General features: G+C 73.0%; 15 protein-coding genes. 2 read left to right on the top strand and 13 right to left on the bottom strand.

All coding sequences use genetic code 11. From position 1 onward, the window contains the following. Positions 1-8: 8 nt before the first annotated feature. The 10 genes from AXK60_RS07350 to rpsP form a co-directional block, all read right to left on the bottom strand. On the bottom strand, positions 9-428 hold the full coding sequence (locus AXK60_RS07350; RefSeq protein WP_068570412.1) for a hypothetical protein: 420 nt from the start codon (positions 426-428) through the stop codon (positions 9-11). After that, positions 412-1,296, bottom strand: a complete 885-nt coding sequence (locus AXK60_RS07355; RefSeq protein ID WP_068570413.1) for a hypothetical protein — start codon at positions 1,294-1,296, stop codon at positions 412-414. The genes AXK60_RS07350 and AXK60_RS07355 overlap by 17 nt, the downstream gene beginning before the upstream one ends. Then, positions 1,293-1,571: a hypothetical protein gene (locus AXK60_RS07360; RefSeq protein WP_068570414.1), complete on the bottom strand. Its 279-nt coding sequence runs from the start codon at positions 1,569-1,571 to the stop codon at positions 1,293-1,295. Before AXK60_RS07360 ends, AXK60_RS07355 begins: the two co-directional genes overlap by 4 nt. Then, positions 1,568-1,879, bottom strand: a complete 312-nt coding sequence (locus tag AXK60_RS07365; protein ID WP_068570415.1) for a YbaB/EbfC family nucleoid-associated protein — start codon at positions 1,877-1,879, stop codon at positions 1,568-1,570. The genes AXK60_RS07360 and AXK60_RS07365 overlap by 4 nt, the downstream gene beginning before the upstream one ends. Positions 1,880-1,955: 76 nt before the next feature. After that, positions 1,956-2,774: a sensor histidine kinase gene (locus AXK60_RS07370; protein ID WP_068570416.1), complete on the bottom strand. Its 819-nt coding sequence runs from the start codon at positions 2,772-2,774 to the stop codon at positions 1,956-1,958. Positions 2,775-2,814: 40 nt separating this feature from the next. Continuing rightward, complete coding sequence (locus tag AXK60_RS26840; protein WP_175399952.1) at positions 2,815-2,958, bottom strand: hypothetical protein; 144 nt, start codon at positions 2,956-2,958, stop codon at positions 2,815-2,817. A 161-nt stretch (positions 2,959-3,119) separates the two neighbouring features. Next, entirely contained in the window at positions 3,120-3,821 is a 702-nt protein-coding gene (trmD, locus tag AXK60_RS07375; protein ID WP_068570441.1) for a tRNA (guanosine(37)-N1)-methyltransferase TrmD, read from the bottom strand. Further along, entirely contained in the window at positions 3,821-4,342 is a 522-nt protein-coding gene (gene rimM / locus AXK60_RS07380; protein WP_068570417.1) for a ribosome maturation factor RimM, read from the bottom strand. Before rimM ends, trmD begins: the two co-directional genes overlap by 1 nt. Positions 4,343-4,346: 4 nt before the next feature. After that, positions 4,347-4,595, bottom strand: a complete 249-nt coding sequence (locus AXK60_RS07385) for an RNA-binding protein (RefSeq protein WP_013126270.1) — start codon at positions 4,593-4,595, stop codon at positions 4,347-4,349. Then, positions 4,596-5,051 (bottom strand): 30S ribosomal protein S16, encoded by a 456-nt coding sequence (gene rpsP, locus AXK60_RS07390; RefSeq protein WP_068570418.1) that lies wholly within the window; start codon positions 5,049-5,051, stop codon positions 4,596-4,598. A gap of 203 nt (positions 5,052-5,254) precedes the next feature. On the opposite strand from rpsP, the gene gad reads away from it, so the two are divergent. Together gad and AXK60_RS07400 are read left to right on the top strand one after the other, a co-directional pair. Beyond that, the gene (gad, locus tag AXK60_RS07395; RefSeq protein ID WP_068570419.1) at positions 5,255-6,637 is read left to right on the top strand and encodes a glutamate decarboxylase; all 1,383 of its coding nucleotides are present in this window, start codon (positions 5,255-5,257) and stop codon (positions 6,635-6,637) included. A gap of 249 nt (positions 6,638-6,886) precedes the next feature. After that, a complete protein-coding gene (locus AXK60_RS07400; RefSeq protein ID WP_068570420.1) occupies positions 6,887-8,092 on the top strand; it encodes an acyltransferase in 1,206 nt (401 codons plus the stop codon). Between the two features lie 54 nt (positions 8,093-8,146). Here the strand turns inward: AXK60_RS07400 and AXK60_RS07405 are convergent, their stop codons facing one another. The 3 genes from AXK60_RS07405 to AXK60_RS07415 are packed head-to-tail and all read right to left on the bottom strand — an operon-like array spanning position 8,147 to position 13,303. Then, positions 8,147-9,223, bottom strand: coding sequence for an amidohydrolase family protein (locus tag AXK60_RS07405; RefSeq protein WP_175399953.1), 1,077 nt, complete (start codon positions 9,221-9,223; stop codon positions 8,147-8,149). Between the two features lie 18 nt (positions 9,224-9,241). Then, a complete protein-coding gene (ffh, locus tag AXK60_RS07410) occupies positions 9,242-10,813 on the bottom strand; it encodes a signal recognition particle protein (RefSeq protein ID WP_068570421.1) in 1,572 nt (523 codons plus the stop codon). A 9-nt stretch (positions 10,814-10,822) separates the two neighbouring features. Continuing rightward, on the bottom strand, positions 10,823-13,303 hold the full coding sequence (locus AXK60_RS07415) for a [protein-PII] uridylyltransferase (RefSeq protein WP_068570422.1): 2,481 nt from the start codon (positions 13,301-13,303) through the stop codon (positions 10,823-10,825).

Consider the following 13,303-nt stretch of genomic DNA (forward strand, 5'->3'; position numbering starts at 1 on the left):
CGGCCACCCTACCGGCGGCCACCGACGAGTTCGGCGATCACCGGCTCCGTGGCGCCGCACACCATCACCGCCTCGTACGCGACATCGGCCAACGCCTCCCCGCCGTCGCGGACGAGGAAGTGCAACGCCGACAGCGCCCGCGCCGCCTGAAAGCCCAGGACGTAGCCGGTGTGGTCACCGTCGCGACGGCACCGGTGGGCGGCCCGGTCGAGACGCTCGACCGCCGCGGCCAGACGGTGCGCCTCCCCGCGCCGGGACCCCGGCGCCCGTCGTTCGTCGAGGAGTACCTCGCCGGCGTCGTCGAGCCGCGGATCCGCCGCGCGATCCAGCGCGCCGGCCACGAGGGTCACGCCCGCGGCGTGCCGACGATCCGCGGCCACGGCGGCGACCGCATCCGCCAGCTCCGGCAGGCTAGTCGACCTGTGCATCGGCGTCCCCTCCTCCCGTGGCCCACGCGTCGCCCGACCAGCTCGGCGCGAAGCCCGACGCGCGCAGGTGATCGCACACCTCGTCGGGCGGCAGGATCGCGCCGACTACCGGGCCGGGGGCGAAGCCGCGGGCGGCGCAGAAGGTGGCGATGGACAGCTCCGGCCATTCCTCGTTGCCCGCGGCGAGCTCGCCGTCGCGCAGCACCACGCCGGGCCGCAGGTAGCCGTCGAGTTCGGTGGTGCCGATGAGCCGCCAGGGCCGGCCCGCTTCGTCCACGACCTCCGCGACCGCGATCCGCACCCAGTTCCGCGCCGCGCCGCCGATCGCCCCGCACAGCTCCCGCAGCCGCAGGTCCAGGTCCGCGGGGGCCGCGGCCGGCACGGCGTAGTGCGCCGCGCGGTGGGCACCGTCGGACCCGAGCGACCGGCCGAGCATGCCCAGACCGGCCAGGGGCGCCATCGTGCCGACGGCGGAACCGTGCCCCGCGGCGAGGGCCGCGGACCGTCGCTCGGCCTCCTCCGCCGCATCCTCCGCCTCGGCCCGGCCCCGCAGGTCGGCCAGGTCCGCGGCCTCGTCCGCCGCCGGATCTCCGGGCGGACGGCCGCCGCGGGCCTCGAGACGCGCGAGCCCGGTCCGGGCGGCGATGCCGGTCATCCGCGAGCGCGTCTCGTCGACGAGGACCGCGTAGTCGCCGACGAGGGCCGCTCTGGCATCGTCGAGCTCGCCGGCCCGGACCAACACGTCCGACGGTGCCCGCACGCCCAGCCGGGCGGCGATCCGCCGCGCCTCGGCGTGCGCGGCACGGTACTGCTCGGCGGCGCCGGTGAACTCGCCGGGCGAGCGGGGCCAGAACTCGGGGGCGGTCATCCCGCGGCCTCGATCGCCTCCGCGGCGGCCTGATCCGCAGCCATCGCGGTCCGGGCGCCGGTGCGGATCCGCTCGGCGAGCGCCCGGAGCTCCGCGACGGACGACGCATGCAGCTCGCGCGCCGCTGCGTCGGAGACGACGGGGGCCGCGCCGAGTGCGCGCGCATACCTGTCCTCGGGGAACGGAAGGGCGGCCGGCGCGGGGATCGCCTCGGCGAGAGCGTCGACGGTGCGCGCGAGCCGCTCCCACGCCGCCGGTTCCAGGTCGAAGATCATGCGGGCGTCCGGGCGATCTGGGCGCGCCGCGCGTAGTGCTCGCGCAGCGAATCGGCCGCGCGCTCCGCGAGCTCGACGATCAAGGGCCCCAGCCGTTCCGGCGGGTGCGCCCGGGCCGACGCCGGCGCGAGTTCGACCTCGACCAGGCGCCCGCGCACATCGACGGTGACCGCCACCGTGCGGTCCTGCGAGCGTGCGGTGACCCGTGCGGTGCGGAACTCCTCGTCGAGGCGGGCCAACTCGGCCTCGCGCCGCTCGACCTCCGCCAAGAGGGCGGCGGCACCGCGAGCATTGTCGACGACAGCCATGATTCCCCGCCCATCCCGGGCGCCCCCACGCCCGCTCCGGCCATCATGCCGCGACGCGCGACGCGCCGGGGCCGATCTACGGAATCGGCGCCGGTGCGGGCAGTTCCACGCGCAGCCGCGCCCCGCCCGACGGCGACTCCCCGACCCGGATCGCTCCCTCGTGGGCCCGCACGATCTCGGCGGCGATGGCCAGCCCGAGGCCGGAGCCGCCGTCGTCTCGGGACCTGCCCTCGTCGAGTCGCAGGAACGGGGTGAAGACCTGCTCGCGATGCTCCGGCGCGATGCCGGTCCCGTCGTCGTCGACGTCGAGGACGACGGCACCGTCGACCTCCCGGACGGTGAGCGACACGGCCGACCGGGCGTGCCGCGCCGCGTTGTCGACGAGGTTCTGGAGGAGCCGCGTCACCTGCTGCCGGGAGCCCACGACGAGGGTCGCGGGATCGACGTCGACGGTGTACTCGACGTCCGTCGGGGGCCGCACGGGCCCGAGCACCTCGAACAGCGGCAGGATCTCCCGTTTGGGCTTCTCCCCCGCCTCGAGCCGGGCGAGCGTCAGCAGGTCGGTGGCCACCGACTGCAGCCGGTCCACGTCGATCAGTGCTTCGCGGACCGCGACGACGGGGTCCACCTGATCCGGATACGCCGCCGCCACCTCGAGGTCGGCGCGGACGGCGCCGATCGGTCCGCGCAGCTCGTGCGCCGCGTCGGCGACGAACCGCAGCTGGCGGTCGGACGATTCCTGCAGCAGCTCCAGCGTGTCGTTCATGGTCCGGGCCAGACGAGCCACCTCGTCGTCACCCGCGGGCTCGGGGACCCGCAGGCTCAGGTCACCGGAGGAGAGCTCACGGAGGCGCCGCTCGATGGCGCCGACGGGCCGCTGAACACGACGACGCACGTCAACAGCGCGAGCTGCATCCGGACGGACCCGAGGCGCCTCACGAGCGGATCCGGTGGCCGTGGCCGCGCCGCGCCTCGACGGACGCGGCACCCAAGGGCGCGTCCACCGTGCGCCTCAGCGCGCTGATGTGGACCTCGTGCGGCGGGCGCCGGCCGTCGTCGGCGATCAGGATCCGGGTCAACGCCCCTCCCTCCACTCGAGCGCGGGCGGCACCCACCGCCCCGTCGGACTCGACGGTACCGCCCGCAACCACTCTGCCTTTGCAGTACTACACGCGTCGGGGTGCGACGGCGCGCCACCCACCACTCGCAGCGGCGGTGGATCCGGTGACCACGCCGGTCGTCAGGAGCTCTGCGCAGGTGGGAGGAGGTCCGGTCGACGGTCCGCGGTCCGCGCGCGGGACTGCTCGCGGCGCCACTGCGCGACCTTGGCGTGGTCGCCGGACAGCAGCACAGGTGGCACTGTCAGGTCGCGCCAGGTCTCGGGGCGCGTGTACGAAGGGCCCTCGAGGAGGCCGCCGGCACCGTCGGAGAAGGAGTCGTCCTGGTGGCTGAGCTTGTTGCCGAGCACCCCGGGGACGAGTCGGCCGAAGGCCTCGACCATGACGAGTACGGCGACCTCGCCGCCGATCAGCACGTAGTCGCCGATGGAAACCTCGACCACGCGGACCCGCCGGGCGGCGTCGTCGAAGACGCGCTGGTCGATGCCCTCGTAGCGGCCGCAGGCGAAGACGATGTGGTCCTCGTTCGCCCATTCGTGCGCCATGGCCTGGGTGAAGGGGACGCCCGCGGGCGTGGGGACGACGAGCAGCGCGTCGTCGGGGCAGACGTCGTCGAGCGCGGGGCCCCAGACGGTGGGCTTCATGACCATGCCGGGCCCGCCGCCGTAGGGCGAGTCGTCGACGGCCTTGTGCACATCGTGGGTCCAGTCACGCAGGTCGTGCACGCCGAACTCGAGGATGCCCTTGTCGACGGCCTTGCCGAGCAGCGCCTGTCGCAGCGGCGCGAGGTACTCGGGGAAGATCGTGATGACGTCGATGCGCATCATTCGGGGTCCAGGAGCCCCTCGGGCGGGTCGACGGTGACGACGCCACCGGCGATGTCGATGTCGGGGACGATCGCGGTGACGAACGGGATGAGGATCTCGCGGCCGTCGGGCGCCTTCACCGACAGCAGCTCCCCACCGGGTGCGTGCAGGACTTCGGCGATGACGCCCACGTCGTCACCGCCGACGGTGCGCACCGCGAGGCCCTCGAGTTCGTGGTCGTAGAACTCGTCCGGATCGTCGCTCGGCTCGACGTCGGCGGAGTCGATGAGGAACAGGGTGCCGCGCAGCTCGTCGGCCGCAGTGCGATCGTTCACACCCTGCAGACGCACGAGCAGCCTCCCGGAATGGTTCCGGGAGGCTGCCACCGTGTACGTCCGGGTGTTCTTCTCGCGGGGGCGCCGTCCGGTGAGGACGGCGCCGTCCGCGAAGCGGAGCTCGGGCGAATCGGTGCGCACCTCGACGACGAGTTCGCCGCGGATGCCGTGTGACTTGGCCACGCGGCCGATCACGAGCTCCATCGGGTCAGCGGACCCGATCGGTGTCGACGACGTCGATCCGGATGCCCTTGCCACCGATGCCGGTGACGAGGGTGCGCAGGGCGGTGGCGGTACGGCCGCTGCGGCCGATCACCTTGCCCAGGTCGTCCGGGTTCACGTGGACCTCGATCACACGACCGCGACGGCCGGTGATGAGGTCGACGCGGACGTCGTCCGGGTTCGACACGATGCCGCGCACGAGGTGCTCGACGGCATCAGCGACGACGGCACTCATTTACTCGCCCTCGGCCGGAGCCTCGGCGGCGGCCTCGGCCGGAGCCTCAGCGGCGTCGTCGGCCTTCTTCTCGGCCTTCTTCTTCGGCGTGGTGGCGGCCACGGCGGGCTCGTTGTCGGCCGCGGCGAGGGCGGCGTTGAAGAGGTCCAGCTTGGACGGCTTCTCGGCGGCGGTGCGCAGGGTGCCCTCGGCACCGGGGAGGCCCTTGAACTTCTGCCAGTCACCGGTGATCTTCAGGAGGGCGAGCACGGGCTCGGTCGGCTGCGCGCCGACGCCCAGCCAGTACTGCACGCGCTCGGAGTCGATCGCGATGAGCGACGGCTCCTCCTTGGGGTGGTACTTGCCGATCGACTCGATCGCGCGGCCGTTACGGCGGGTGCGCGCGTCGGCGATGACGACCCGGTACTGCGGGTTGCGGATCTTGCCGAGCCGCGTGAGCTTGATCTTGACAGCCATGTGTCGTGTTCCTTCGTGTGTCGTCACGTGTGCAATTCAGCGATGCGTCAGGATGAACGCACCCGGTTTTGCCGTCTTCATGCGTGACCGCCGGGCGGTATCTCAGCCGCTGCCGGTCAGCAGCGGTCCATTGTGCCATGTCGCGCGAGCTGCGCGAAATCGCCCGCGCTGCCGCTGCCGGCCCGCGGCGGTAGCGTTCGGTCATGTCCACCAACCCGCTCGACGACGACGCCGTCCTCATCCCCGCCTACGCCGGACGGCTCGGCACCGACCCCCTCCCCCGCGCCCGGCTCGCGGACGGTGAGACGACATCGGCCGAGGCCTACCGGTTCATCCACGACGAGCTGATGCTGGACGGGCAGTCGCGGATGAACCTCGCGACCTTCGTGACGACCTGGATGGAACCGCAAGGGCAGACCCTCATGGCCGAGTCCTTCGACAAGAACGCCATCGACCACGACGAGTACCCGGCCACCTCGGCGATCGACGCGCGCACGGTGGCGATCGTCGCGGACCTGTTCCACGCCCCCGGCCTCGACCCGGCGGACCCGGCGTCGGCGACCGGGACGACCACCATCGGCTCGTCCGAGGCGGTCATGCTCGCCGGCCTCGCCCTCAAGTGGCGGTGGCGCAAGGCCCGGCAGGCGCAGGGCCTCGACACGACTCGGCCGAAACTGGTCCTGGGCTCGAACGTGCAAGTGGTGTGGGAGAAGTTCTGCCGCTACTTCGACGTCGAGCCCGTGTACCTCCCGATCGAGCCCGGCCGCTATGTCATCACACCCGAGCAGGTGCGCGCCGCCGTCGACGAGCACACGATCGGCGCCGTCACGATCCTGGGCACCACCTTCACGGGCGAGTACGAGGACATCGCAGGCGTGTGCGCGGCGCTGGACGAGCTCGCCGCGCAGGGCGGGCCGGACGTCCCGGTGCACGTCGACGCCGCCAGCGGCGGCTTCGTCGCCCCGTTCCTGGACCCGGACCTGCAGTGGGACTTCCGGGTGCCGCGGGTGGCGTCGATCAACGCCTCGGGCCACAAGTTCGGCCTCACCTACCCGGGCATCGGCTTCGTCGTCTTCCGCGACCGCGCGGCGCTCGACGACGATCTCGTGTTCCGGGTGAACTACCTCGGCGGCGACATGCCGACCTTCACCCTCAACTTCTCCCGTCCCGGCGCACAGATCATCGGCCAGTACTACAACTTCGTCCGTCTCGGACGCGACGGCTACACCAAGGTGATGCGGGCCCTACGCGGGACCGCCACCTGGCTGGCGAGGGAGCTCGGCGCCCTGCCGCACCTGCACGTCGTCACCGACGGCTCGGCCCTGCCCGTCGTCACCCTGACGATCGACGACGGTGCGCCGTTCACGGCCTTCGACGTCTCGCACGAACTGCGCGCGTACGGATGGCAGGTCCCGGCATACACGATGCCGGCGGACGCGGAGGCTGTCACCGTCCTCCGGATCGTCGTGCGCGAGGGCTTCTCGGGCGATCTGGCGGGCCGGCTCCGCGACGATCTCGCCGCCGCGCTCACCCGGCTCAGCCGGACCGACGGGCCCGCCGATCGGCGCACCGTCTTCCACCACTGAGCGCCACTCGGGCGGGACACCGACACGCGGCTCACGACCCCGGCCTCCGCTCGCGGCTAGACTGGCACACGAACACGGTCACCTCCGCGTGACGCGCGCCACTTCCGGTGCGTTGCACTCGGCCGGAAGGTTACCGGCGGGTAAATTCGGGGCTGTTCGTTGCAGCCTGCGCCCGCACCTCAGCCCGGTGTAGCCCACTGCCAGGCCGCGTACAGCCACCTCGCAGGATCGGATCACAGACTCTTCACCATGGCCACGCACCTGGACCGCACCTCCCCGTCACCGGTGATCACCGGCGACGCCGCGGTCTCGCGTCCCCGCGGCGGCTACCTGCACCAGCTCGACTTCGTCCGGACGATCACCTTCCTGCTGGTGGTGTTCATCCACACGCTGACGAACACCAACGACGAGGTCAACGGCACCGTCACCAACGCGATCGCGATGAACCTGCACTTCACGCGGAACGCCTTCTTCGCGCTGACCGGCCTGGTACTGGCGTACGGGATCGTCGAGCGCGGCGCGCAGCTGAGCCCGGTCCGGTTCTGGCGCAAGCGCCTGAAGCTGGTGGTGATCCCGTTCGTGATCTGGGCCTTCGCCTACTGGGCCTACGACATGGCGGTCCGCGGTGACGGCGCGGCGATCCCCCGGAGCCTCGGCGACTTCTGGAACAACCTCAAGTGGGGTGGTCTCAACGGCTACCAGCTGTACTTCATCTTCGTCACGATCCAGATCTACCTGCTGTTCCCGCTGATCTTCGGGTTCGTGCGCCGCACCCGCCGCTTCCACGGTCGGATCCTGCTCGCGAGCGCCGCACTCCAGGTCGGGATCTACATCGCTGCCACCTACTGGAACCCGACCACCGGCTGGTGGGGCGAGAACTTCTGGCACCTGTACGCCACGTTCGTCCCGTACCAGTTCTTCATCCTGCTCGGCGTGATCACGGCGTTCCACCGGGAACGGGTGGAGGCGGCGCTGTTGCGGCACGCGCCGCTCGTCTTCGGGCTCGCGGTCGGCACGGCCGTCGCGGCGCAGGTGCTCTACCGGGTCCGCCTCAGCGATGAGACCGCCCCGATCGTGGCCTCGGCGGTGTTCCAGCCGGCGAACTTCGTGCTCTACGTCGCGCTGGTCGCGGCGGTGTACACCACGGGCCTGCTGCTCGCTCGCAACCGGCACCGCCTGCCGCGGCTGACGCGGTTCGCCTCGTACGGCGCGAAGCGCTCGTTCGGCGTCTTCCTCGTGCACGTCATGGTGCTCTCGGTGCTGCTCCTGCCCAAGTCGGGCGACGGTGCGCCGTGGCTCACCACGGTGCTCCCCTCCCCGTTCGGCACGGCCGTCGCCTACCTGGTGACCATCACGCTGACGCTCGGCATCGTCGAGCTGCTCAGCCGGGCGCCGATGGCGCAGTGGTGGGTCGGCCGCCCGCGGCCGGCGAAGCGGCCCGTCACCACTCCCTAACGGGGCGGCCCGACCGGGCTCCTCGTCCCGCTGGGGAGCACGTGCCGCGCAGGCTCAGGCCAGCGCGCCCCGCACCACCACGGCCGACGGTGCCGGCAGCCCGCCGTGCGCCAGCGCGACCCGCGGGTCCTCGTCGTAGATCACGAGGTCGGCGGGGGCACCGTCGTCGATGCCGGCGAAGCCGAGCCACTGCCGGGCGCGCCACGACGCGGCGGCGATCGCGTCTTCGGGCGGCATCACGGCGGCGAGGGCGGTGATCTCCCGAGGCAGTGCGCCGTGCACGTTGAAGCCCCCGGCGTCGGTGCCGGCGTACATCGCGACGCCCGCCTCCCATGCGGCCCGGAAGGTCGCTTTGCGGCGGTCGTGCAGCGCCATCATGTGCCGGTAGTAGGTGGGGAACTTCTCGCGGGCGGGCTCGGCGATCGACGGGAAGTTCTCGATCTGGATCATGGTCGGCACCAGGCCGATCCCCTTCTCCACCATCACCTCGATCGTGTCGGGCCCCAGCCCGGAGCCGTGCTCGATCGCGTCCACGCCCGCGGCGAGCAGGCCGGGCAGGGCGTCCTCGCCGAAGACGTGAGCCGTCACACGGGCGCCCGCGTCGTGGGCGACGGCGACGGCCTCCGCGAGCACGTCGTCGGGCCACAGCGGCGCGAGATCGCCCACGGACCGGTCGATCCAGTCCCCCACCAGCTTGATCCACGGATGTCCCTCGACGGCGCGGCGACGCACGGCCGCGACCAGCCCGGAGGGGTCCTCGAGCTGCTCCCCGAGGCCGCGGGTGTACCGCTTGACCAGCGCGATGTGCCGGCCCATCCGGACGAATCGCGGTAGGCCGGGCTGCCCGTCGAGGGGCGAGGTGTCGAGGTCGGAGCCCGGTTCACGGATGACGGTGACCCCGACCGCGACGTCCTCGAGCGCGAGGGCGCGGCCGCGGACGAGGTCCGGCTCGCCGTCGGAGACGATGCCGACGTGGCAGTGCGCGTCGACGTAGCCGGGCACTGCGTAGCCCCGCAACTCGGTCCACGGACCGGTCGTGCCCGGGTGGGACAGGTGCACGGCACCGTCGGACACCCAGAACTCGCCCTCGCCGCCGGGCAGCACGACGCCGGAGAAGTGCAGATCGCTCACCCGGGAACTGTAACCCCGCTACCGCTTCTTACGGAGCTGCTCCTCGAGCGCGGCCATGTCGATGCCCTCGAGGCCCGGAGGCAGCTGGTCGAGGCCCTTGGGCATGCCGGAGAGGTCCATGCCGGCGGGCATCCCGGGCATGCCGGGGAAGCCGCCGCCCATCCGGGGCGCCGCGGGGCCGGTCTGCCGGGCGCGGTTGTTCTTCTTGCCCTGCTTGCCCTTCTGCTTGCGCTTGGACAGCCGCTTGGGGGCGCCGCCGCCGAAGCCGGCCATCTGCGACATCATCTTGCGGGCCTCGAAGAACCGGTCGACCAGCTGGTTGACGTCGGTGACGGTGACACCGGAGCCCTTGGCGATGCGCAGGCGGCGGGAGGCGTTGATGATCTTCGGATCGTTGCGCTCGGCGGGCGTCATGCCGCGGATGATCGCCTGGATCCGGTCGAGCTGACTGTCGTCGACGGCCGCGAGGGCGTCCTTCATCTGGCCCGCGCCGGGCAGCATGCCCAGCAGGTTCCCGATGGGGCCCATCTTGCGAATCATCAGCATCTGGTCGAGGAAGTCCTCGAGGGTCAGCTCGCCGGAGGTGATCTTGGCGGCCGCCGCCTCCGCCTTCTGCTGGTCCATGTGCTGCTCGGCCTGCTCGATGAGCGAGAGCACATCACCCATGCCGAGGATCCGGGAGCTCATCCGGTCCGGGTGGAAGACGTCGAAGTCGTCGAGCTTCTCGCCGGTGGACGCGAACAGGATCGGCTTGCCGGTGATCTCGCGGACCGAGAGCGCGGCGCCTCCGCGGGCATCGCCGTCGAGCTTGGTGAGCACGACACCGGTGAAGTCCACGCCGTCGGCGAAGGCCTGCGCGGTGGTCACCGCGTCCTGGCCGATCATGGCGTCGAGGACGAAGAGCACCTCGTCGGGGTCCACGGCGTCGCGGATGCCCCGCGCCTGGCACATGAGCTCCTCGTCGATGCCGAGGCGGCCGGCGGTGTCGACGATCACCACGTCGTGCTGCTTGGCCTTCGCCTCGGCGATGCCCCCGCGCGCCACCTCGACCGGGTCCGCGGCGCTCACGCCGAGGGCGCCCTCACCGCCGACCGACGTGCCGGGATGCGGCGCGTAGGTGGGCACGCCCGCCCGCTCGCCGACGACCTTGAGCTGATCGACCGCGCCCGGACGCTGCAGGTCGCAGGCCACGAGCATGGGCGTGTGGCCCTGCTTCTTGAGGAAGTGCGCGAGCTTGCCGGCGAGCGTGGTCTTACCCGCGCCCTGCAGGCCCGCGAGCATGATCACCGTGGGCGGGGTCTTGGCGAGGTTGAGCCGCCGGGTCTCGCCGCCGAGGATGCCGACGAGCTCCTCGTTGACGATCTTGACGATCTGCTGCGCGGGATTGAGCGCCGCAGAGACCTCGTGGCCCTTGGCCCGCTCCTTGACCCGCGCGACGAAGGCGCGCACCACGGGCAGCGCGACATCGGCCTCGAGCAGCGCGAGGCGGATCTCGCGCGCCGTCGAGTCGATGTCGGCGTCGGTGAGCCGGCCCTTGCCGCGCAGGTCCTTGAGCGCGCCTGTGAGCCGATCGGAGAGCGATTCGAACATTGCTTCAGCCTACCGAAAGCCCTGCGTCTGCCCGCCCTCCGGTGGTGCGGGCGGCTCGGCCTCGGGCAGGACGGCGAGGACGGCACCCTCCGCGCGGGCCCGGAGACTCGGCTCGTCGGCCGGGACCGCGAGGCAGAAGGCGTCCACGACGGTGGCCCCGAGCGTCGCGACCCGGGCCCAGCGCACGTCGAGTCCGGCGTCGTCGAGGGCGCCCGCGATCCGCGCGAGCAGGCCCGGGGTGTCCCCCGCCCGGACCTCGAGGACGACGGTGCCGGGCGCACCGTCGAACCAGCGCAGCCGGGGCGGCGCGGCCACCCGCAGCGGCGGCGCGGCGGCGGATCGGTCGACGGGGGCCGCGGCCGAGTGTTCGCGTTCGCGCAGCTCGGCGAGCACGTCGGCACCGTCGAGCGCGGCCAGCACGCGCTGCCGGACGACCGCGGGATCGGGCGGATCGCCGAAGGTCGGGACCACGACGAAGGTGTTCACCGCGGAGTCCTCGACGCCCGCGACGGTCGCGCTGTGCACGCGCAGTCCGGCGAGGGCAAGGACGGCGGCCATGCGGGCGAGCACGCCGCGCCGGTCGGGACCGACGACCACGACGGTGAAGGTGTGCGGACCGAGCGCCGGCGCGGGCGTGATCCGCACGTGCGTGCCGCCCGCGGCGGCGAGCGCGACGACCTCGTCGGGCACCGGCGCGGGCTGCGGCGCGGGCTCCCCCGCCAGCACGCGGCCCGTGCGGCGGACCAGTTCGCCGATGAGCCGGGACTTCCAGTCGCCCCACACGCCGGGCCCCGTCGCCAGCGAGTCCGCCTCGGCGAGCGCGTACAGCAGTTCGAGCAGCACCGGGTCGCGGCCGACCTTGTCCGCGACCGTCTCGATGGTCGCGGGATCGTCGAGATCGCGCCGGGTCGCGACCGCGGGCAGCAGCAGGTGGTGCCGCACCATGGCGGCGAGCAGCCCCGTGTCGCGCTGGTCGAGGCCGAGGCGGGTCGCGATCGCCTCGGCGAGCTCCGCGCCGATCAGGCTGTGGTCGCCACCACGGCCCTTGCCGAGGTCGTGCAGGAGCGCGCCGAGCGCGAGCAGATCCGGCCGGGCGACGTCGGTGGCGCGGCTCGCGGCGTATGCGGCGGTCTCCACGAGGTGCCGGTCGACGGTCCACGTATGCACGGCGTCGCGCGGCGGGAGGTCGCGCACGGCGCCCCATTCGGGGAGCAGGCGGCCCCACAGCCCGGTCCGGTCGAGGGCCTCGATGACGGGCACGGCGCTGCGCCCGGCGCCGAGCAGGGCGAGGAAGTCGGAGACCGTCTCCGCGGGCCAGGGACTCCGGGGCGCGGGGGCCACCTCGGCGAGGCGGCTCAGGGTGGAGGCGGACATCGGCAGGCCCGACGCGGCGGCCGCGGCGGCGACCCGCACGGTCAGTCCGAGGTCCCGGTCGGGCCGGGCGTCGCGGGCGAGGGTGACCTCGCCGGCGTGCTCGACCACGCCCTCCGCGAGGGGGCGCCGCACCGGTGCACGACGCAGGCGCGAGAGGCCGCGCCGGGGCAGGGCGTTCTGCGCGGTCCGGATGCCGACGTCGACGGCGTAGGCGACGGTGCGGCCGCTGTCACTGATCGTGCGGGCCAGGTCGAACCGGTCGCCGAGGCGCAGCGCCGCACCGATCTCGTCGGCCTCCTGGGCGCGCACCTGGTCGCGGGCGCGCCCGGAGATGCGGTGCAGTTCGGTGCGCACGTCCAGGAGTCGGCCGTACGCGGTGGCCAGGTCGTTGCCCGTCGAGCCGCCCGGGGAGCCCGACGGTGTCGGGATCCCGTCCGTCAGCTGGGCGAGCGAGAGCGCCTGCAGCAGCTGCACGTCGCGCATGCCGCCGCGGCCGTTCTTGAGGTCGGGTTCGGCGCGGTGGGCGATCTCGCCGGAGCGGCGCCACCGCTCGCGGGCCTGCTCGACGAGGTCGTCGACGCGGGTGCGGATGTCGGTGCGCCACTGCTTGCGGACCCCGCTGATCAGCAGGTTGGTGATCTCCTGGTCGCCCACGATGTGGCGGGCGTCGAGGAGGCCGAGCGCGGCGGTCAGGTCGGACTGGGCGACGCGGACGGCCTCGGGCACCGTCCGGACGCTGTGGTCGAGCTTGATGTGCGCGTCCCAGAGCGGATACCAGATGCTCTCGGCGACGGCGGTGACGCGCGCCGGATCGAGCCCGTCGTCGTGCACGAGCAGCAAGTCGAAATCGCTGTGCGGCAGGAGTTCCCGTCGGCCCAGCCCGCCGACGGCGACCAGCGCCAGCCCGCTGTCCGGGCCGATCCCGGCGGCGGTGCCGTGGGTGGTCAGCCACACCTCGGCGAGGTCCGCGAGCGCGCCGCGCAGCGCGGCGGGGTCCAGCCCGTGGGGGCCCGCCGCCCGGTCCAACAGGCGGGCCCGGGCGGCGACCAGTTCCTTCGCCCCGCCCGGCCCGCCGCCGGCCGCGCCCTCCGCGCTCCCGATGTCCGGCACCGTCAT

The sequence above is a fragment of the Tsukamurella pseudospumae genome (genome assembly GCF_001575195.1).
GTDB lineage: Bacteria > Actinomycetota > Actinomycetes > Mycobacteriales > Mycobacteriaceae > Tsukamurella > Tsukamurella pseudospumae.